The sequence below is a fragment of the Arthrobacter sp. ZGTC131 genome, from assembly GCF_002929275.1.
Classification (GTDB): domain Bacteria; phylum Actinomycetota; class Actinomycetes; order Actinomycetales; family Micrococcaceae; genus Arthrobacter.
This window is the reverse complement of sequence record NZ_PJIK01000017.1, coordinates 60494-81285: the sequence shown is the minus strand read 5'-3', so window position 1 is coordinate 81285 and position 20792 is coordinate 60494. Positions and strand designations below refer to the sequence as shown.

The following is a 20792-nucleotide window of genomic DNA, read 5'->3' as shown; positions in this document are numbered from 1 at the left end:
CACCGGCCCGCCCGCCAAATCATCCGAGAAGCCCTTTCATGGGCTCCCAACAAGGCTCCTGGAGCCACGAAATTCAGATGACGTTCGGCGCGCTGGCCAGGATGTAGTCGGTCGCGGCAGGACCGGTCATGGCCAGGGCGTTGCTCGTGGGACTGATGCCGTGCAGGTCCTTGAGCGCCCTAAATAGCACCTTGGGAGGGGCCGTAGGGGAGTGGGTGATCAGGCACCAGCTGGTGTACAGGCCGTACAGTGCATCCGGCCCCAGCCCTGGTCCTGCCTCCTGGTCGGCAGCGATGGCTTCGGTAAGAAACCGGTCAAAGTGTGCATTGGTGGTCATTTTGTGCATCGACACCGCGGACATCGGCGGCCGACGCTCTCCGGGATCGCATACGCCTGATTCGGTTAGGTGCCGTAACCAATCGGCCGCAGACCGCACCGCCGGGTCTGGCCACCGCCCACGCCCCCGCCCAGGCAAAAGAAACGGATGCGGGCTCTTGGGCTCTGGTTTTCCAAACATTTGGCTGCTCCTCGACATAACAAAGAATGAGTAGCCGGGGTCCGGGGCGACAGCTTCAGTCTAAAGGTCAGCGTGGACGGCTGGACAGGCCCGGATGCACTGGAAAGTTTCCCTCCACCCCTCGCAGGTCCGGAAGCGGCTGTGGAGGGTTTGGCGCAGTGTCTGCTCCAGCGTCAGGCGGGTGGTCCGCCGCTCGGCCGGCCCGTCTTCTGATGGAGTATCTGGCCATGGTGCCATCCAGCCCCAAGCGTAGGTTGGCGTAATATCCGCTGTCTGCAGTCTCGGCCCCTAGGAGTGACTTCCAAGCCGCCTTGGTGCGGTCAACGGGCTACGTCGTTCATCGAACTCAAGAGGCGGTGCTCGGACCAGGTTTTGGCTAGGGCTCAGACCAGCGAGTCCTTCCAGGCCCCGTGGAGACGGGCGAAGCGCCCGCCGCCGCCAATGAGCTCCGCCGGGGTTCCGTCCTCCACGACCCGCCCGTCGTGGATGACCAGCACCCGGTCTGCCGTCTCCACCGTGGACAGCCTGTGCGCGATGATCAGGGCGGTGCGTCGCCCGGAGCCGGAACCGGAACCGGAGCCGGAGCCGGAGCCGGCAGGGCCGCCGTCGTCCGTTCCCCGCAGCAGCCGGGCCAGGCCGCTCTGGACAAGGCGCTCCGAAGGGATGTCCAGCGAGGACGTCGCCTCGTCTAGGATCAGGACCGCAGGCCGCGCCAGGACGGCCCGGGCGAAGCTGATCAGCTGGCGCTGGCCGGAGGATACGCGGCCGCCGCGTTTGTTGACGTCCGTGTCGTAGCCATCGGGGAGTTCGCTGATGAACTCGTGCGCGCCTACTGCCCGGGCGGCAGCCTCGATCTCGTCACGTGATGCCTCCGGCCGGCCCAAGGCGATGTTGTCTGCCACCGAGCCGCTGAACAGGAACGCCTCCTGCGTGACCATCACGATGTTCCGGCGCAGGTCTGCCGTGGCGAGCTGGCGCAGGTCCACGCCGTCCAGCGTCACGGAGCCGGACGTGGCGTCGTAGAAGCGGGCGATCAGTTTGGCGAGCGTCGATTTCCCGGCGCCTGTCTGGCCCACCAGCGCCACCGTCTGGCCTGCCGGAATGGTGAGGTTCAGCGCCGGGATGATGAGCGGTCCGCTGCCGTAGCGGAATTCGACGCCCTTGAACTCGACCGTCCCGCGGGCGTCGCGGAGTTCGACGGCGTTCCGCGGCGGGCGGACGGTGGGAACCTCCTCGAGCAGCCCGGACACCTTTTCGAGGGCGGCCTGGGCGCTTTGGAAGGAGTTGTAGAACATAGCCATCTGGTCCACGGGCTGGAAGAAGCGCTTCGTGGACAGCATCAGTGCCAACAGCACGCCAATGGCCAAGTCACCGGTGAGCACCCGGAACCCGCCGAACAGCAGAACCGCGGCGACACAGACGTTGCCAATCAGGACAAGTCCGGGCTGGAACACGCCGTTCAGGTTGATGGACCGGACCGTCACCTTGCGGTATTCGTCGGCCAGTTCCCCGTAGCGTGCGGCGTTCTCGCGCTCCTTGCGGAAGGCCTTGACGGCACGGATGCCGGTCATCGTTTCCACAAAGTGGACGATCAGCCGGGCAGAGACCACCCGGGATTCCCGGAATGCTATCTGTGAGTGTTTCTGGTACCAACGGGAAAGGAAAAACATGGGCACTCCGGCGGCGAGCACAATCAGCCCGCTTCGCCAGTCGAGGGCAAAGACCGTTACCGCCGTGAACACCATGAAGATCATCCCGGATGCCAGGGAGCTGATGCCGGAGTCCAGCAGTTCCCGGAGGGCCTCGAGGTCAGAGGTCTGCCGTGCGATGATCCGGCCCGAGGTGTACTTCTCGTGGAATTCGAGGCTGAGCCGCTGGGTGTGGCGGAATACCCGAAGCCGCAGGTCCAGCAGCATCGCCTGGCTGAGCTTGGCCGTCGACGTGACATACAGCGCCGTCAGCACGGATGCGGCCACTGCCGCCACGAAATACGCGACGCCGGTGATCACCAGCGGGAGGTTGTCGCCGGTGCGCAGGGCCGGCAGCGCGTGGTCGATGCCGAAAGCAATCAGGGCAGGCCCGGCAACGCGGGCCGCCTGCGACAGGACCACCGTGGCGATGGTCAGCCAGAACCGCAGCCGGACGGGACGGATCAGCGACCCCAGCAAGGCGAGCGACCGCCGTCGAACTGCCTTGCTGTCGCTCTTGCTCAGGTGGGCGTTGTCCTCGTTGGCGGTGCCGAATGCTGCGCTGCTCATCGGATGGGTTCCTCTGCTTCGTCTTCGAGGGCCGACAGTTCGGAGTCCAGGTCACGCGGCTCCGTCTCCAGGCTGGCGATGACGTACCGGTAGTGGGCGTTGCCGGCGAGCAGCTCCGCATGCGTTCCGACAGCGGCGATGCGGCCCTCTTCGAGCAGCGCCACCCGGTCCGCCAGCGCCACGGTGGACGGCCGGTGCGCGACGATCAGCGTGGTGGTGCCCGCGAGTACCTCCCGCAGGCGGTGTTCCACGAGCTCTTCGGTGTTGACGTCGAGGGCGGACAGTGGATCGTCCAGGACCAGCACCGTGGGCCGGGCGGCGATGGCGCGGGCAAGGGCGATCCGCTGCCGCTGGCCGCCGGACAGGCTGAGCCCCTCGTCGCCGAGGAGCGTGTCCAGGCCGGCGGGCAGGGAGTAAGCGAAGTGGGCCTGGGCGGTGTCCAGCGCTTCCTCCAGGACCTGTTCGAGGCCGTCACCGGGGTCCTCGCCGGCGGCGCCTGCCCGTGCCTCCGCTGTCCGGGCACCCGCGGTAGGGGCCTCCGCTGTCCGGGCGCCGAGGAGCACGTTGTCCCGGACGGAGCTGGAGAAAAGCGTGGTGTCCTCGAACGCCACGCCCACCACGCTGCGCAGGTCCTCCACACTGAAGTCGCGCAAGTCCACGCCGTCGATGGTGATGGAACCCGCCGTGACATCGTAGAGCCGGGGAACGAGCTGGAGGAGTGCGCTCTTTCCGCTTCCGGTGATGCCCACGAGCGCCATGGTCTCGCCGGGCCGGATGTCCAGCCGGATGTCCTTGAGGATCGGCGTGTCCGGGGCATCGTCATAGGCGAATGTGACGTCGTTGAAGCTCAGGGCACCCTTCAGCTGGGCAGGCCGCCGCGGTGCCGCAGGGCTGATGATGGTGTTCTCCGAATCCATGACCTCGAAGTGGCGGTCCAGGGCGCTCTTGGCGGTCAGCGCCATGGCCAGCAGCATGCCGGAGAATTCCACGGGGGCCGCAATGACGGCAGCTGTGGCGAAGAATGCTACGAGCGCCCCGATGCTGAGCTGCCCGTCGGCCACCAGCATGACGCCCGCTACCAGGCCGGCGCCCAGTGCGAGTTCCGGCAAGAGCGTGACCACCATGCTGAAGGTGGCCTGGTGTTTGGCCTTGGCGATCTCGGTCTGGCGGAGTTCCTCGGCCTGGCCGTTGAAGGTCTCCAGCGCTTCGCGGCTCCGGCCGAAGGCCTTCAGCACGCGGATGCCATGGACGGATTCCTCCACCGTCGTGGCGAGGTCCCCGGCCTGGTCCTGGCTGCGCCGCGCCACCTTGCTGAAGCGTGTCCTGAAGCGGAAGCCGTAGACCATGATGGGTGCTGCCGCGGCGAGGAAAATGAGGGCCAGCTGCCAGCTCATGGTGAACATCACGACGACGCCGATCACCACCGTCAGCGTGGTCACCACCAGCATGATGGCGCCGAACGCCATCCAGCGCCGGAGGAAGTTCAGGTCCGTCATGGCGCGGGAGAGCAGCTGTCCCGACCCCCACCGGTCGTGGAAGGAGACGGTGAGGTCCTGCAGGTGGCCGTACAGCGAGACCCGCATCCTGGTCTCCACCGTGGTGGCCGGGTTAATGACGAACGTGCGGCGCAGCGCAACCAGCGCGGCTTCGGCAACGCCCAGGGCCAGGATGAGCCCGGCGGAGGACCATACGGCGGCCGCGGTGGCGCCCGGCCTGAGGGAATCGTTGATGAGGCCCCGCAGCACCTGGGGAATGGTGAGTGCCACGACGCTGGCGAGGAGCGCGCATAGCAGCCCCATCACCAGCCGGGGGAGGATTGGCTTAACGTGGGGGTACAGTCGGCTGACGGATCTGAAAAATGAACTCTGCTTGGCCATGCCCGCTTCTCAACTCGCGAATGTAGTTTCCCGTAGCAACTACCCTATGCCATCGGTAACGCGGTTCACACTGGTGGCGGAAGTCAGGAGCGGGGAGTGAGTGTCAGCAGTACGGCCTCCGGCTTGCAGGCGATGCGGATGGGGGCGAAGCGCGAGGTGCCGATGCCGCCCGAAACGTTCACCGGCGTCGTATGTCCGTTGCTGTGCCAGTCGTGGAGGCCCTTGGCGCGCCAGGTGGGAATGTCGCAGTTGGCGATGATGGCGCCGTAACCGGGGATGCAGAGCTGGCCGCCGTGCGTGTGGCCGGCGAACAGCAGGTCCGCGCCGTCCTCGGTGAAGTGGTCCAGCACGCGCTGGTAGGGGGCATGGATGACGGCCACACGCAGGTGCTCGGTGGCGTCCTGGCCCCGAGTGCCCCTAGGCCAGCCCGCATACCGTTCGCGCTTGAGGTGGGGATCATCCACGCCGGAGAAATCGAACCGCATGCCTCTCAGCACAATCGACTGGTGCCGGTTGGTCAGTTCCACCCAGCCGCCCATGCCGAAGCCTGACCGGAGGCGCGGCCAATCAAGTTCCTGCTCGTCCAGCTTGGCCTTGGACGGGCCCAGCAGGTAGGACGCCGGGTTCTTGAGCCGGGGAGCGTAGTAGTCGTTGGAGCCCGGTACGAAGACGCCCGGGAATTCCATGAGCGGCGTCAGCGCGGTGAGCAGCGGATCCACTGCCTTGGGGTGGCTAAGGTTGTCGCCGGTGTTCACCACGAGATCAGGCTTTAGCCCGGCCAGCGACCGGAGCCATTCCGCTTTCGCGTTCTGCCCCGGAACAAAGTGGATGTCGCTCAAGTGGAGGATCCGGAACGGGGCCCGGCCCGGCGGCAGGATGGGAAGGGATTCTTCCCGCAGCACAAACTGGTTCTTCTCCCAGAGCCCGTACCCTGTGGCCGCGAGTGCTGCTACTGCTCCTGCTCCGGCGGTTACGGCAAAGCCGCGCCCGATGCTACGGACGCGGCTAGCCAGCTGCGATGTGTCGACCACGCTCAGTCATTCCCCTTGTTGCCGTTGCCGTTGCCGTTGCCGTTTCCGTTGCCGGTGGTGGCGGTCGGCGCTGGCTGCGGGTTATTCGGAGCCGGCTGCTGCGGGTTATTCGGAGCGGGGACCGAAGGCTCGAACTGGGGCGTGCCGTACAGCAGGTTGGACGGCGGTTCGGGGAAGGGCTCCGTGCCATAGGCGGGAGCAATCTGGGACATGAACTGGGAGAACATCGGCCCGGCGATCATGTAGCCGTCAATGCCGGTGTAGAACTTGCCGTTCACAGTCACGTTCTGGCCCGCCCGCTTCTGGGAGCCAAGCGCATCACCGAACCAGGCCGCCGTCGCGAGGCCCATGGTGTGGCCGACCACCCAGGTAGAACCGTTGTTGTTGGACGTTCCGGTCTTGGCCGCAATCGGGAAGGTGGTGCGGGTGGAAATCCGCGGCTCAATAAGTGAACCGGAGCCCTCGTTCAGGACCTGCTGAAGCGCATAGTTCACTCCGCGGGCCACGTCGGGCTTGACGGCATCCCGGCAGGCGCTCGACTGGGCAGGCAGCTGCGCTCCGGTCTGGTCCGTCACCGAGGTGATGGCGATGGGCGCGCAGTACTTGCCGTCATTCGCGAACGTGGCGAAGGCGCTGGCCATGGTCAGCGGGGCCGTCTGCCGTGAACCCAGCAGGTTGCCAATGGTGGTCATGGTGATCTTCGGATTCGGATCCACCACGGCGTTGGTTTCCTTGTCCCGCGTCGGAAGGCCTTCGTGCAGCCCCACGGCATCCACGATCTTCTGGATGCCGCACAGGTCAAGCTGGGCGGCTGCGGCGAAGGTAGCCGTGTTGATGGAGTTCTTCAGGCCGTCCAGCACTGTCATGGGCCGGTAGTAGCCCTCTTCGGCGTTCTGGAGGTCGGTGGAGTCACCGTTGCTGCTGTCATACCAGCCGACCGTCGGCGTGGAGCACGTGTTCCGCCACGGGAAGTCCTGCGGATACCGGCGCTGTGATGCATCGACGATGCTGTTCATCGGCTTGCCCTCTTCGAGCCATTCGGCGAAGGTGAACGGCTTCATTGTGGAGCCAGGCTGCGCGCCGCCGAGGCCATTCAGGTCGTTGCCCTGATCGTCATACTGATCCACGTTGAAGTTGATCTGCGAGTCGAACTTGCCCTTGCCCGCGAACCACGTGGTGTTCTGGGCCATATTGGTGATCTTGCCGGTTTCCGGTTCGACTGAAACGAGCGCCGCGCCCCACTTGTCCGGGTTGGCGCCCGCGGAGGCATTCACCTGGTCCTGGGCGACCTTCTGTGCCTTGGGGTCCAGGGTGGTCTTGATGGTCAGGCCGCCGCGGAAAATCTTCTTTTCACGCTCGGTGGCATCCGCGCCGTAGGCAGGGTTGTTGAGCAGCAGGTGCAGGACGTAATCGCAAAAATAGGGCGCCGTAGGCGAGTACGCGCAGCCCTGGCGCGCCGGCGTGACCTTGGGTGCGACCGGGGTGGCGATAGCGGCTGTGTGCTCGGCCTTGGTGATCTTGCCCTGGCCGAGCATCGAGTTCAGCACCAGGTCCCTGCGGGCCTTGGCGTTCTCCGGATTGGTGATGGGGTCAAAGGCCGAAGGGCTGTTGACCAGGCCGGCCAGCAGAGCGGCCTGGGGAAGGGTGAGGTCCTTCGCTGAGGTGCTGAAGAAGAACTTCGAGGCAGCTTCGATGCCGTAAGCGTCGCGGTTGAAGAACACGATGTTGAGGTAACCCTCGAGAATCTGTTCCTTCGTGAACTTCTTCTCCAGCGCGATGGCGAGCTTCATCTCGCGCAGTTTGTCACCGACGCCCTTGTTGACACCGTTGAGCTTGATGTCCTCGCCGCGGCCCTCAGCCTCGAGGGAGGCGTTCAGGACGTTGTTGACGTACTGCTGCGTGATAGTGGACGCGCCCTGCTTGTTGCCGCGCGCGGTGCTGACCAGGGCGCGAAGGATGCCTGTGGTGTCGACGCCGCCGTGGTCGTAGAAACGGGTGTCCTCAATGGCGATCACCGCGTCCTTCATGTACGGGGAGATCTGGTCCAGCGGTACGCGGGTGCGGTTCTCCGCGTAAAGGTTGGCGATGACGCTCCCGTCCGCTGCCAGGATCTTGGTGGACTGGCTGGGCGGGTCCACCTGCAGCTCCGCCGGGAGGGTGTCGAAGAATTCGATCGAGCCACTGGCAGTGCTGCCGGAAACAGCGGCGGCCGGAACCAGAAGGCCGGCCACCAAGACACCGCAAATAGCGCTCACGCCAAGGAAGCCTAAAATCTTTCCGAGGGTGGTGGCCGTGTCGAATAAGGGGTTCCTACGAATCGCCATGTTCTCCAGTTTACCGGCAAGTACTAGGCTTTAGTTCATGACCAAATGGGAGTACGCCACGATTCCGCTCATCATCCACGCCACGAAGCAGATTCTGGACCAGTGGGGAGAGGACGGCTGGGAGCTCGTCCAGGTAGTCCCCGGCCCCGACGGCAACGGTCTGGTTGCCTACCTCAAGAGGGAGAAGCAGTAGCATGACCACGCCTCAGGAAACCGCTTCCGGCGCTGCGGCGGCGCCTTCTTCCGCCGTCGAACAGCGCCTCGCCGAGCTTGGGCTGACGCTCCCGGAAGTGGCCGCCCCCGTGGCCGCCTACGTGCCGGCCGTCATCAGCGGCAACCACGTGTACACCTCGGGCCAGCTGCCGTTCATCGGGGGCAAGCTCGAAGCCACGGGCAAGGTGTCCTCCGGAACGGAAGGAACTTCCGACGAGCCCACTGTGTCGCCGGAAGACGCCAAGGCATACGCCGCCGTCTGTGCCGTCAATGCCTTGGCGGCCGTCAAGAGCGTCATCGGCGACCTCGACCGGATCACCCGGATCGTCAAGGTAGTGGGTTTCGTGTCCTCGGATCCGTCGTTCACCGGCCAGCCGGGCGTCATCAACGGCGCGTCGGAGCTCCTTGGCCGGGTCCTGGGTGACGCGGGCCAGCATGCCCGCTCCGCCGTCGGTGTTTCCGTCCTGCCGCTCGACTCTCCCGTAGAAGTCGAACTGATCGCCGAATTCAGCTAAGGACCGGTCGCTTCCTTTGCCCCAGCTAGCACGTCGCCTGTTTGTACTGCCGCCCGAACTCGAAGGGGCAGCACAAAGCTGGGTCGAACACGGCGAACGGACGCCGCGCGCAGCCCGGCTGGCTTCCTCGGTGGTCCTCCTCCGTGATTCGCCCACCGGCCTGGAGACGTGGCTGGGGTACCGGCCGGGGTCTTCGCCGTTGGGCGTACTCGCCTTTCCGGGCGGCTCCCTGGATGCGCCCGACGACGACCCCGTCGGCTGGCTGGGCCCCTCAGCCCAGCACTGGGCTGAGCAGATGGGGACGGACGACGTCGGGCTGGCGCGCCGCCACGTGGTGGGTGCCATCCGCGAACTGTTCGAGGAGACCGGCGTGCTCCTGGCCGGACCGGACCTGTCTTCCACCGTGGAAGCCACGTCCACGTCCGAGTGGATGAAGGCGCGCGAGGCTGTCGCTTCCCAGGAAAAGTCGTTCACCGAGGTGCTGGCAAAACGCGGGCTTTCCATCCGGACCGACCTGCTCAAGTCCCTCGTGAACTGGCTTAGCCCCGACTTCGCCCATCACCGCTTCAACACGCGGTACTTCGCTGCGACCGTTCCGATGAACCAGCATCCCAGCCTGCTCGAAAGCAAGGGCGTCTGGGGGCGGTGGGTGTGCGTCACCAAGGTGGTCAGCGAGCGCGACACAACCGCCCTGGGCGATGAAGTGGGCCAGGAAAACACCGTCGGCCTCAAGCTCGGCCAACTCCTGGTGCCCGGTTCGGAGATCATGCTCGAGAAGATGGCGGCGGCCAACGGCTGCATCGCCTACCTCAGCTACAAGCGCACCCCCCACGTGTACCAGCCCAAACTGGTCGAAGAAGACGGCACCCTGATGCTCGAGGTCGAGGCCGCAAAGACCGTAGCCGGAGAGCCCCAGCGGGAACGCTAATCTCTTCGCCGGTGCTGACGCCGGGCACTGGCCCTTCGCCGTCGCTTAGACACGACGCGCATGTGGGCACCTGCGGTCGCGGAGCGACCTCCAGAGCCCGATGCGCCGCGATGCGCTCCTTCGCGAAGAACCGCCGCCCGGCTCTCGGATACGTCCCAACGCTCTCGCGGTTCCTGCTGCTTTTTCTGCGACGCTCCCTCAGTTCCCGTCGGTTTTTCTGTGACCCTCTCGCGCCGTTGGTGACTGAAGAACAAAAGCCGCCCCGGTAGATACCAGGGCGGCACTTGTTATTTGGCTTAGCGGGAGCGCTGGCGGAGGCGCTGCATGTCCAGGATGACCACGGCGCGGGCTTCGAGGCGCAGCCAGCCGCGCTGGACGAATTCGGCCAGGGCCTTGTTGACCGTCTCGCGGGAGGCGCCCACCAGCTGGGCGAGCTCTTCCTGTGTGAGCTCGTGGGCCACCAGGACGCCGTCCGTGGCGGGGCGGCCGAAGCGGTCCGCCAGGTCCAGGAGGGCCTTGGCCACGCGGCCGGGCACGTCGGAGAAGACGAGGTCGGAGAGGGAGTCGTTGGTGCGGCGCAGGCGGCGTGCCAATGCCTGCAGCAGCTGCGCCGAGACCTCCGGACGGGTGCGGAGCAGGGAGTTCAGGCTCTCGTTCTTGAGCCCGGCCAGGCGCGTTTCCGAGACGGCTGTGGCCGTGGCGGTGCGCGGGCTGGGATCGAACAGTGCCATCTCGCCGAAGAGCTCACCCGGGCCGAGGATGGCCAGGAGGGATTCGCGGCCGTCGGGGGAGGTGCGGCCGAGCTTCACCTTGCCGGAGACAATGAAGTACAGCTGGTCACCCTGGTCACCCTCGCGGAAAACGGATGCCCCACGCGACAGGTCGACTTCGGTCAGCTCGTCCGTCAGCAGACGGAAAGCTTCGTCGTCCAGCGTGGCGAAAAGGGGTGCGCGGCGCAATACCTCGATGTCCATGAATTCTCCTGATTAAGTGTCGTCTGGGGGCGCTTGTGCCATTGTTTCAGAATTTTGAACGATCTGTGACGTACTTGGCAGCTGAAACCCCCTAAATGGGGCTAGGGAGCTGCGGCGGACGCCTGCGGTCCACGGCAAATTGTCAGACTCCGCCAGTAGAATCATGGCGAAGCTGCCTGTGAGGAGACCCGGTGTTTGGCCTGACCGTTCTGGACCTTGCGTTGATCCTGACGCTCCTGTCCTACCTGATCTATGGCCTGCGCAACGGGTTCCTGGTCACCCTCGGCGGCCTGGCGGGCTTTGCTGTCGGCGCCATCGCCGCGTTCCTTTCGGTGCCGCTCGTGAGCAACTTCGTGGAAGACAGCAACTGGAGGCTGACGGCGATCATCGGCACCGCCGTCGTGCTGGTGGTGCTCGGCAACGCCCTGGGCACCATGATCGGCCGCAGCATCCGCAGCGCCGTCCGGCTGAAACCGCTTCGCGCCGTGGACAGGATGGTTGGCGGTGCGGTTAATCTCGTCGTGGCAGCGCTGGTCATGTCCATGCTGGCTTTCAGTATCAGTTCCCTCGGCGTCCCGTTCGTCTCGCAACAGCTGGCAGAATCCAGGGTCATCCGCTACATCGACGGGCTCACGCCCAACCCGGTGAAGACCACCATGGCCCAGTTGCGGTCGGCGGTGATCGGGGACGGGATCCCCAGGCTGATCGAGGGCATCGGGCAGGAACAGCAGGTGCCTGTTCCCAATGCCAACACAGACACCCCCGCCCTGAACAGGGCCGCCGGTTCGGTCCTGAAAATCGCCGGTACGGCGTTTCAGTGCGGGCAGAACCAGACCGGCACGGGCTTCGTTGTCTCGCCTGGCAGGGTTGTCACAAATGCGCATGTCGTGGCGGGCGTGTCGCAGCCCGTCGTGGAGGTTCCGGGCGGCGGAGCGATGCCCGGCCGCGTGGTCTACTTCGATGGCAAGCGCGATCTCGCCGTCCTCGCCGTCGACGGCCTGTCCACCGCGGCGCTGGCCCTGAGCCCGGACCTGCCGGCAGGCACCACCGCCGCGTTTGCCGGCTACCCCCATGGCGGTCCCTTCCAGTCCAAGCCCGCCACGGTGCAGGGCATCTCCACGGTGCTGGTGCCGGACATCTACGGGAACAACCCCGTCCCGGACGAGGTCTATAGGCTCGCAGGCGACGTCCAGCCTGGAAACTCGGGCGGCCCGCTCCTGACCACCGGAGGGCAGGTGGCCGGAGTGATCTTCGCCAAGGCCACGTCCAACACTGCAATGGGCTTCGCCATCCCCATGATCGACCTTAGGCCCGTCGCGGAGCGGGCACCGAGCCTCAGCAACGCGGTGTCGCCAGGGCAGTGCATCCAGCAGTAAGCGCTTCCGGCCGACGATTCATCAGGCCACAGGCGCCTGCTTATACGTGTTCACTCAGCGGGTGACGTGCCGAGCTGCTAGAGCCAGTCCAGGCTCTGCCCATGGGGGCCGGTGATGGCCACCGGCCGACCGTTGTGGAGGAGCAAAAAGTTTCCCCTGAGCCTGCCAGCCGCCATCTCCGGCACCACGGTTGAACCGTCCTCCTGGACAATCACCGTTTCGCCCTCGTTGGACAGCCAGTGGCACCCGCGGCTGGCGGCCAGGTCCTGCACGGTACTGCGGAACCGTGACCGGCCGCCGGCGCTGAGGTAGCCCATGACGGCGCTGTGGAACACCACCAGCGCCGCGTCCGCCGGCGCTTGGCCGGCCAGGGACATCAGCTGTTCGTTGAGGTCGCCGGCAACCAACAGCGGAGGGTCTTCACGGGCAATGCCGATCGCCTGGCGGAGCCGTTTGCGGCGGAAGTCCTGCTCCGGCCAGATCAGCGCTTCAAGCCAAGCGACGTCGTCGTTATTGGCGACGTCGAGGGGGTTCAGGTCGATTCCCGCGCGCCACACCACGTCCGGAAGTTTGGCCGGCACGGGAATTGCGCCGGAGACGGCGCACCGCAGGACTGGCGGCTCGGGTGCCGCCAGCTGACCCGCAGGGCGGGGCTCCGCAGACAGCCGCGTGACTGTCGTGCCGTCGTCGTACTCGTAGCTGTAGCGGTCCGGGAACAGGGCGAGTCCCGCGGAGGCACCCACCTCGATGAGCGCGAGAGGCTTTTGCTCGGCGGCCGAGATGGCCGCGAACGACGGCAGTAACGTCGCGCAGCGGCCCACCTCATTCGTTTGCGTGGCGCGGGACAGGACGGTCCGGGACACGTCCGCCCAGTGCTCGTCCAGGAAGTTCCTGAACTTGCCGTACGGTGACACCTCGGCGCCCAGGTAGCGGGCAGCCGCCAGCAGCAGCAGAGGCTGTCTCTTGTTGTGGGGCCACCGGTCGATCCGCGCGATCAGGGCCGGATCATCGGCGATGTGCAGGGACCAGTCGGCATAGCAGGCTGAGGAACCGGGAGCGTCAACGGTGCCGAAATGCCGGTACCAGTCTGAGGTGCCGAGGACCGCGCCGGCCACTGTCAGGCCTTGCCGGCATTCAGGTCGGCGAGGTATTCCACCGCGAACCGGTACCCCATGATCCCGGCCCCGGCGATGACGGCCTTGCTGATGTCCGAGAGGTACGAGTGGTGCCGGAACCCCTCGCGCGCATGCACGTTGGTGATGTGGACCTCGACGGCGGGCAACTGCACCGCGGAGATGGCGTCCCGGATCGCCACCGACGTGTGGGTGTAGGCGCCCGCGTTGAGCACGATGCCGATCGCCTTGCCCCGGGCCGCGTGGATGGCGTCCACCAGCGCGCCCTCGTGGTTGGACTGGAAGCACTCGACGTCCAGCCCGTGCGCCGCTCCGGCGTCCTTTGCCAGCTGTTCGACGTCGGCAAGCGTTGCGGTGCCGTACTTCTCGGGCTCGCGGGTGCCGAGGAGGTTCAGGTTGGGGCCATTGAGGACAAGGATTGTGCCGCGGCCGGCTTCGGTGGCGGAGGGGGCTTCAGTCATGGATGCAAATCTATCGCGTCGTGCTGCCGGTCCACCCCTGCAGGGGATTTCGGTTACGCCATTCCCGCGTGAACAAACCCGTGGCCGGCGGCGGAAGCAACCCGCCGCCGGCCAGGTTCAACCGGCCGACTTCACTTGTCAGAGGGCCGTGACCTGCAGGAGCAGCGCGTGCTCCGGGTTCAGGTTGGGCATGGGCAGGCCCACCTCGGCCAGGAATTTGCCGCTGGCTTCCGCCCCGGAGGCAAGCCAGGCCGGAGCCTGAATCTGCGTGAATGTGTGGGCGTAGTCGGCGTCGCCGGGTGCCGGGAACACGGCCTCCAGACGGTAGCTGCGGCCTGCGTCCAGCCCCGGGACAGTGATCCGTCCGGGCTGTTCGGCGAACGATGTCCGTGTGCTCACCAGGGCGAACAGGGCTGCGGTGTCCCCGGGGGAAGCTTCACCGCCGGCCACCACGCCATGGAGCATGAACGAGTCATCGGGAACGTCCGCACGGACCATCCTGCCGCTGTGGATGAGCCCGCGGTGCTCCTTATAGATCCCGATGAAACGCTTGAGCTCCTCGCGCTCTGCGCCCTGGACCTCGCGGACGTCCCATTCCATCCCGAAGTGGCCGAACAGTGCCGTGATGGCGCGGAAGGACAGATCGTGGGTGCGGGCCGTGGTGTGGGATGTGGTGGGACCGATGTGCCCGCCCACCAGCTCCGGCGGAACCACCACGCCGGTCCAGCGCTGGATGGTCTGACGTTCCAGGGCGTCGTTGCAGTCCGAGCCCCAGATGCGGTCCGTCCGTTCGAGGATCCCGAGGTCCACGCGCGCGCCGCCGGAGGAGCAGCTTTCGATCTCGACGCCCGGATGGGCCTTTCGCAGTTCGTCGAAGAGACGGTACGCGGCAAGCGTCTGCTCGTGGACGGACGGGCGGCCGGCGTGGCCGTGTTCGGTGAGGTCCCGGTTCTGGTCCCACTTGAGGTAGCTGATGTTGTTCTTCCGCAGCAGGGCATCGATCCGGTCGAAGATGTACTGCCAGGCTTCCGGGTTGACCAGGTCGATGATGTGCTGGTTCCGCCATTGCAGCGGCAGCCGTCCGCCGTCCTTGTGGGAGGCCGCGGCGGGGCCGACGATCCAGTCCGGGTGGGCGCGGGCGACGTCGGAATTGAGGTTGACCATTTCGGGTTCCACCCACAGTCCGAACTCCATGCCCCGGGAGGTGACGGCCTCTATGAGGGGAGTCAGCCCGTCCGGCCACAGGGTCTCGTCCACGTACCAGTCGCCTAGGCCGGCTTTGTCGTCGCGGCGCCCGCGGAACCAGCCGTCGTCCAGGACGAAGCGCTCCACGCCGAGGTCGGCGGCGGAGTCAGCGAGCTCGGTCAGGGTGCCGAGGTCGTGGTCGAAGTACACGGCCTCCCATGTATTGAGCACCACGGGGCGCGGCTTTCCGCCGCCCGCGGCCGGCAGCACATGGTGCGGGCGTGAGCGGAACCAGCTGTAGAAGGCCTCGCTGATTCCGTCGAGGCCGCGGTCGGAGTAGGCCGCGAAGAGGGCGGGCGTGGTGTAGCGGCCGCCGGGTCCGAGGACCACCTCGGCGGGTCCCAGCAGCTCGGAACCGCCGATCATGGTCCGCCCGTCGGCAAGCGTGTCCGCGAACTGTTCGTGGTTGCCGCTCCAGGCCAGGTGGGTGGCCCAGACCCTGCCGTGGCGGTTGCCGAAGCCGGCGGTGCCCGCGGCGAACAGGAGCGAGGAATCGTGGCCGGTGCGGCCATGGCGTCCGGTGCGCACCCAGGTGCCCTGCTGGATGGGCCGGCGCTGCGGGTGCCGTTCCCGGCACCAGCGCCCGGTCAGGTCCAGAAGTTCGACGGCGTCCGGCGCCACCGGGAGGACCGTGGCCAATTCGTCCAGCTGGAAGGGCGAGGTCCCGGAGTTCGTGACGGTGTGGCGCAGCTCCAGCAGGCCGCCGTCGTGCAGTGCGAGCGTGGACTCCACGGTGATGCCGGCTTCGGCATCCTCCTGGACCAGGACTGCTGAGTTGCCCGTGACGGCGGCATGCACCGCGCGCAGGCGGGCGGAGAAGTCGAGGCCGGGGACGCCGTCGGCGATGCGGTGGCCGCGCAGCCCCGGCCGGCCGCGCCAGCTCGAGGAGGCCTGGGGGACAAGCCCGGCAGGAACGGTGGCGTCGATGGCGGAGTGGGGGATCGGCTCGGCGAGGATGGCGAGGTCCGGGAGTTTGGGGCCAAGGTCGGAACCCCAATGGATGACCTCGGCCTCCCCGCTGCTGAAGCCGATCACCAGGCTGGTGCCGGCGGAACGGAGATGCAAGGGATCCATAAGTAATTCTCTTTCGTGAGGAGCAAAAGCGGAAGGTAAGGAAAGTCGCTGCGGGGCCGGCACCGCACAGCCTGTGCTGGTGCCGGCCCCGCGGACGCGGTGCTGCAGTGGACGCCTGGGCTTTGGTTTAGCCCGGATTCGGCCCTACTTGAAGAGCGAGTTGACCTGTTCGCTGGCCTGGGTCAGGGAGCTGGCGGGAGCCTTACCGGACACCACGGCGTCCATCGCAGGCTCCATAATGCCCTTGACCTTGGCGGTGTTGTCCGTGATGGGGTACAGGAACGTGGTCTTGTTCTTGACGTGTTCGGTGAAGGCCGAAACGTCCACGTTCTTGGCTTCGAAGGCTGCCGCGGCTTTGTCGGAAGAGGCCTTGAGTGCCGGGAAGACAACCGCCTTGGAAGCGACGACGTCCTGGCAGGCAGCCGATGCGAGGTACTCGACCCACTTGACTGAAGCGACGGGGTTTTTAGTGCCGGCCCAGATGGAGTCGGCAAGTCCGTTGAACATGCTGGCGCGCTTGCCTTCCGGACCTTCGGGTGTGGGGGCGATTCCCACCTTAACGTTCTTGTAGCCGGTGTACTGGCCGATCATCCAGGACCCGTGAGCGTTGATGGCAGACTTCCCGGCTGCGAAGGTATCGGCCATGCTCGCACCGACAGTGGTCTCAAGCTTGGGCATGTAGCCCTTCTGAACCAGCCCGGCGAACCAGGCGATAGAGGCCTGGAACTTCGGGTCATCGTAGTTGTAGTGCGTGCCCCACGGGTTCTTGTCCGTATGGGACCAGCCCGTGGAGTTGGTGAGGTAGCTCCACTCCGTCTGGCCTGAGGAATCGCCGCCGCCGTTGAGTCCGAGGCCATAGACGGCGACGTTGTTCTTGTCGAAGCCGGCCTCGTCCCCGCGCTTGCCGTTCTTGTCAACGGTGAGGTGGGCGATGACCTTCTCGTATGTGCCGCCGTCCTCCGGGTTCCAGGTGAGATTCTTCATCTCGTCCTCGGAGACACCTGCGCTGGCGAGCATTGTTTTGTTGTAGAAGAGGGCAATCGTGTCCCAGTCCTTGGGCAGTCCGTAGCGCTTGCCGTCCTGGCCCACCCAGAGGTCGGCGAGGCCCTCGTTGTAGGCTGCCAGGTCGACATTGTCTTTCTCCACAGCCTCGTCAATGGCCAGCAGCTGCTTGTTCTCAGCGAGTTCGCCGTAGCGTCCGAGGTGGTTGGTGAAGACGTCCGGCGCAGTACCGCCGACGAACCCATTGGTGAGGGTGCTCCAGTAGTCGTCCCACCCGCGCTGAGTGATCTTGACCTTGATGTCCGGGTTGGCCTTGGTGAAGTCCGTGGCGCACTGCTGGTATGCCGGGAGCTGGTTGGCGTCCCAGAGCCAGTAGTTGATTTCTCCCTTGGCCTTGGCGGATGTGGCGGAGGATCCGCCGCCACAGGCGGACAGGGAAAGGGCGATTGCTGCGGCGGCAGCGACGGCGCCGATGGATTTCTTCATGATTTACCTTTCAGATGTGCAGGAGGGTGCGTTGGTTGGAATCGGAAAACGGGATTACTTGATGCCGGAGAAGCCGATGGAGTTCACGATCCTCTTGCCGAAAGCGGCGAAGAGGACCAGGACCGGCAGCGCCGAAACGAGGGTGGCGGCCATGAGGCCGGACCAGTCCGGGGCGCCCTGCGGGGACTGGGACTTGAAGACGCCGAGCCCCACCTGCAGTACGCGCACATCATCCTGGGATCCGACGAGCAGCGGCCAGAAGTATTCGTTCCACTGGCCGATGAAGGTCAGCAGCGCCAGGGTGGCCAGCGGCGCCGCGGCGTTCGGCAGGACGATCTGGAAGAAGATGCGCAGGTGCTTGGCGCCGTCGAGCATGGCTGCTTCTTCGACCTCGCGGGACATGTTCAGGAAGAACTGACGAAGGAAGAAGATGGCGAACGGCGTCATAAAGACGTAAGGCAGGACCATGCCGAGCATCGTGTTGAGCAGGTCCAGGTTCTTGATCAACAGGAAGTTGGGCAGGGCCGTGAAGATCGGCGGGACCAGCATGGTGCCCAGGAAAAGGCTGAATACCGCGTTCCGGCCCTTCCAGCGCAGCCGGGCAAAGGCGTAGGCAGCCATAGCGCTGAAGAAGACGGCCCCGGCTGTGGTGATGGAGGAGAAGATGATGGAGTTCCGCAGGTAGAGCCAGAAGTCGATGGCGGCACCGGAACCGCCCTCGGCGACTGCGTCGGCCGGGCTTTGCAGCCCGAAGACACGCATGAAGGCGCCGAAGGTGAAGTCCGCGGGAAGCAGGCTGGCTGATTGGGAAGCCAGCGCCCCGTTGGTGGACAGCGCCGTGCGCAGCACCCAGAGGAACGGCAGCACGGAGACTGCGATGGCCAGGACCAGGAGGGCCCATGCACCCGCTCGGCGGGGGTTGAACGAACGACGGCGGCGGGCTGCGGCCGGCTGCGGTGCGCGGCTTGTGGTGGTGGTCATGCGGGACTCCTTAGTCCAGGTCCGACTCGTTGCCCTTGAGGAACTTCATCTGGATGAAGGCCACGAGAGCGAGGATGAGGAAGAGAATGACGGCGATGGCGGATCCGTACCCGAAGTCCGACTCGGTGAAGGCGCGCTGGTAGATGTAGTACTGGATGACGCGGGTGGCGTTGACCGGTCCGCCCTGGGTGGTCACGGCCACGGTGTCGAAGACCTGGAATGAGCCGATCACTGTCACGACCAGAACCAGGACCATGACCGGACGCAGCAGGGGGAGGGTGATTTTGCGGAAGGTCTGGAACGGCGTAGCGCCGTCCAGGTTTGCAACTTCATAGAGATGTTGCGGGATGGCCTGAAGGCCGGCGAAGATCAGCAGCGCCGTGTACCCCATGTGGCGCCAAGTGTTAATCAGGGCCTGGGTGGGGATTGCCCACTCCTCGCTGCCGAAGAACGCTACGCGGGACATGCCCGCCCACTCGATGAACTGGTTGACGACACCGATCTGATAATCGAGCATCCAGAACCAGAGCAGCGCCGCGATGACGTTTGACATCAGGTAGGGCAGGAGTAGGGCGCCGCGGATGAGCGTGGATTTCGCTACCTGGTGCATGAGGAGGGCGAGGCCCAGTGCCAGTGCTGTCTGTAGGGCGATGTTGATCAGGACGTACTGGCCGGTGACGGCCAGGGAATTCCAGAAGAGCGGGTCCTTGGCGATCGCTGTGTAGTTGTCCAGCCCCACCCATTCCGGGTCTCCGAGGATGTTGTACTCCGTGAAGCTCAGGTACACGCCGCGGATGGTGGGAACGACGTAGAAAAAGACGAAGCCGATCATGGCCGGGAGGATGAACAGCAGCGCGATCCTCAGATCGCCCAGGCCTGCCATCGCAGGGCGGCGCCTTCTGGAATGCGGCGGCTGCTTGTCCGCCGCTGCCGGGGGGTTCTTGGTAAGGGTGGTCATCGTCGACCCTTCCTGATGTGTGATGTGACTAACAATCGCCACTGAATCTACACGAGTAGATTTGAGGTGGCAAGGAAAATTTCCTGGTTTGTAGGAATTTCTTCGATCCGATGTCCAACTCGTTGACTCGTGTAGATTCGAGTGGAAGACTGTGCCACAAGCGAGCTGCTCCGCTTTGGGGCTCGTCGGAACGCCACGTTCCCAAACATCCGGAACCACGAGAGGCACTAGACAATGACGTTTTCCATCGGAGTAGTTGGCGTCGGCCAGTTCGGCGGCCACTTCGCCCATCTCTTCAAGCTCCACCCCGGTGTGAGCGAGGTGTTCGTCGTCGACGAGCGCGCCGAGCGGGCCGCGGCCGCCCAGGAAAGATGGGGCCTGGACGGAACCCTGGCCAGCTTGGACGAACTGCTGGCGTCCGACGTCGACGCCGTCGCCATCTTTACCCAGCGCTGGACGCACGGCCCGCTCGTGGTGCAGGCCCTCCGGGCCGGCAAGCACGTGTACTCGGCCGTGCCGATGGCGATCTCCGAGGCCGAGATCGAGCAGATCATGGAGGCCGTCCAGGAGACTGGGCTCGTCTACGCGATGGGGGAGACCAGCTACTACAACCCGGCCACGGTCTATGCCCGCCAGCAGCACGCGGCCGGAAAGTTCGGCCGGATCTTCTACAGCGAAGGCGACTACGTCCACGACATGGACCTGGGCTTTTACGACGCGTACGAGTACAGCGGCGGCGAGCGCTGGAAGGAAACCGCCAGCTACCCGCCCATGCTCTACCCCACCCATGCGATCGGCGGCGTGCTTGGTGCGGTGCCCGCCCACGCCGTGAGCGTCAGTTGCGTGGGCGTGAAGGACGACCGCCAGGACGGCGTGTTCGACAAGGATGTCAGTATGTTTGGCAACGACTTCTCCAACGCCACGGCGCTTTTTGAACTGAACGACGGCGGCGTGATGCGCACCAACGAGATGCGCCGCGTCGGCTATCCGTCCCACATCCGCGAGTCCCGTTTCCGGTTCTTCGGCACCGAGGCAAGCTTTGAGCAGCTGGCAAAGGTGACGGTGTGGCAGGACAAGCAGAACGTTCACGACATCTCCGAGCAGGTGGAGACGCGGCCGAGCATCCCGCTCGATGACCCGTCTTTGGCGGACGTCGCCCCCGAACTGCGGGACGCGTTCATCTCCGGCCTGGCCCCCGTGCACGACCTCGAGCGCCTTCCGGACGAGTTCCGGGGAGCCCCCAACGGGCACGAGGGCAGCCACCAGTTCCTCGTAGACGACTTCGTGACGGCGGTCAACACCGGAACGCTTCCGCCGGTCAACGCCTGGGTCGCCGCCCGCTTTACGCTGCCGGGGATCGTGGCCCACGATTCGGCCCTGCGCAACGGTGAACGGCTGGCCATCCGCGACTTTGGCGATGCTCCGGCGGTGCTGTAGCT

Annotated in this window: 17 protein-coding genes; 5 read left to right on the top strand and 12 right to left on the bottom strand. The window is 65.6% G+C overall.

Annotation, left to right across the window (positions count from 1 at the left end; translation table 11 throughout):
* Nucleotides 1–73 precede the first annotated feature (73 nt).
* The 5 genes from CXQ90_RS18360 to CXQ90_RS18340 all read right to left on the bottom strand — a co-directional run bounded on the left by CXQ90_RS18360 (nt 74) and on the right by CXQ90_RS18340 (nt 8007).
* A complete protein-coding gene (locus CXQ90_RS18360) occupies nt 74–337 on the bottom strand; it encodes a hypothetical protein (protein WP_104140813.1) in 264 nt (87 codons plus the stop codon).
* Between the two features lie 563 nt (nt 338–900).
* Nucleotides 901–2775, bottom strand: a complete 1875-nt coding sequence (locus CXQ90_RS18355) for an ABC transporter ATP-binding protein (protein WP_104140789.1) — start codon at nt 2773–2775, stop codon at nt 901–903.
* Complete coding sequence (locus tag CXQ90_RS18350) at nt 2772–4652, bottom strand: ABC transporter ATP-binding protein (RefSeq protein WP_104140788.1); 1881 nt, start codon at nt 4650–4652, stop codon at nt 2772–2774. The genes CXQ90_RS18355 and CXQ90_RS18350 overlap by 4 nt, the downstream gene beginning before the upstream one ends.
* A gap of 83 nt (nt 4653–4735) precedes the next feature.
* On the bottom strand, nt 4736–5683 hold the full coding sequence (locus CXQ90_RS18345) for a metallophosphoesterase (RefSeq protein ID WP_104140787.1): 948 nt from the start codon (nt 5681–5683) through the stop codon (nt 4736–4738).
* 2 nt (nt 5684–5685) lie between these two features.
* Complete coding sequence (locus CXQ90_RS18340; protein ID WP_104140786.1) at nt 5686–8007, bottom strand: transglycosylase domain-containing protein; 2322 nt, start codon at nt 8005–8007, stop codon at nt 5686–5688.
* Nucleotides 8008–8044: 37 nt separating this feature from the next.
* Here CXQ90_RS18340 and CXQ90_RS18335 point away from each other — a divergent pair, with 37 nt between their 5' ends.
* Genes CXQ90_RS18335 through CXQ90_RS18325 form a run of 3 tightly spaced genes read left to right on the top strand, consistent with a single transcriptional unit; the run spans nt 8045 to nt 9663 of the window.
* Nucleotides 8045–8200: a DUF4177 domain-containing protein gene (locus tag CXQ90_RS18335; RefSeq protein ID WP_009359196.1), complete on the top strand. Its 156-nt coding sequence runs from the start codon at nt 8045–8047 to the stop codon at nt 8198–8200.
* Between the two features lies 1 nt (nt 8201).
* On the top strand, nt 8202–8735 hold the full coding sequence (locus CXQ90_RS18330; protein ID WP_104140785.1) for a RidA family protein: 534 nt from the start codon (nt 8202–8204) through the stop codon (nt 8733–8735).
* A gap of 16 nt (nt 8736–8751) precedes the next feature.
* A complete protein-coding gene (locus CXQ90_RS18325) occupies nt 8752–9663 on the top strand; it encodes an NUDIX hydrolase (RefSeq protein WP_104140784.1) in 912 nt (303 codons plus the stop codon).
* Between the two features lie 296 nt (nt 9664–9959).
* Here CXQ90_RS18325 and CXQ90_RS18320 read toward each other — a convergent pair whose 3' ends face one another.
* On the bottom strand, nt 9960–10637 hold the full coding sequence (locus CXQ90_RS18320; protein ID WP_056634704.1) for a Crp/Fnr family transcriptional regulator: 678 nt from the start codon (nt 10635–10637) through the stop codon (nt 9960–9962).
* A 191-nt stretch (nt 10638–10828) separates the two neighbouring features.
* On the opposite strand from CXQ90_RS18320, the gene CXQ90_RS18315 reads away from it, so the two are divergent.
* Nucleotides 10829–12013, top strand: coding sequence for a MarP family serine protease (locus tag CXQ90_RS18315; protein ID WP_104140783.1), 1185 nt, complete (start codon nt 10829–10831; stop codon nt 12011–12013).
* A 77-nt stretch (nt 12014–12090) separates the two neighbouring features.
* On the opposite strand, the gene CXQ90_RS18310 is transcribed toward CXQ90_RS18315, so the two are convergent.
* The 6 genes from CXQ90_RS18310 to CXQ90_RS18285 form a co-directional block, all read right to left on the bottom strand.
* On the bottom strand, nt 12091–13128 hold the full coding sequence (locus tag CXQ90_RS18310; protein ID WP_104140782.1) for a DUF2332 domain-containing protein: 1038 nt from the start codon (nt 13126–13128) through the stop codon (nt 12091–12093).
* Nucleotides 13129–13130: 2 nt separating this feature from the next.
* Nucleotides 13131–13607 (bottom strand): type II 3-dehydroquinate dehydratase, encoded by a 477-nt coding sequence (gene aroQ, locus CXQ90_RS18305; protein ID WP_104140781.1) that lies wholly within the window; start codon nt 13605–13607, stop codon nt 13131–13133.
* A gap of 138 nt (nt 13608–13745) precedes the next feature.
* Entirely contained in the window at nt 13746–15926 is a 2181-nt protein-coding gene (locus CXQ90_RS18300) for an alpha-galactosidase (protein ID WP_104140780.1), read from the bottom strand.
* Between the two features lie 144 nt (nt 15927–16070).
* The gene (locus CXQ90_RS18295; protein ID WP_104140779.1) at nt 16071–17414 is read right to left on the bottom strand and encodes a sugar ABC transporter substrate-binding protein; all 1344 of its coding nucleotides are present in this window, start codon (nt 17412–17414) and stop codon (nt 16071–16073) included.
* Nucleotides 17415–17468: 54 nt separating this feature from the next.
* Entirely contained in the window at nt 17469–18395 is a 927-nt protein-coding gene (locus tag CXQ90_RS18290; RefSeq protein ID WP_104140778.1) for a carbohydrate ABC transporter permease, read from the bottom strand.
* A 10-nt stretch (nt 18396–18405) separates the two neighbouring features.
* Complete coding sequence (locus CXQ90_RS18285; RefSeq protein ID WP_104140777.1) at nt 18406–19353, bottom strand: carbohydrate ABC transporter permease; 948 nt, start codon at nt 19351–19353, stop codon at nt 18406–18408.
* A gap of 234 nt (nt 19354–19587) precedes the next feature.
* Here CXQ90_RS18285 and CXQ90_RS18280 point away from each other — a divergent pair, with 234 nt between their 5' ends.
* Nucleotides 19588–20790 carry a Gfo/Idh/MocA family protein gene (locus CXQ90_RS18280; RefSeq protein ID WP_104140776.1) on the top strand — a complete coding sequence of 401 codons (1203 nt, stop codon included), beginning with the start codon at nt 19588–19590 and terminating at the stop codon, nt 20788–20790.
* The last annotated feature ends 2 nt before the right edge of the window (nt 20791–20792 follow it).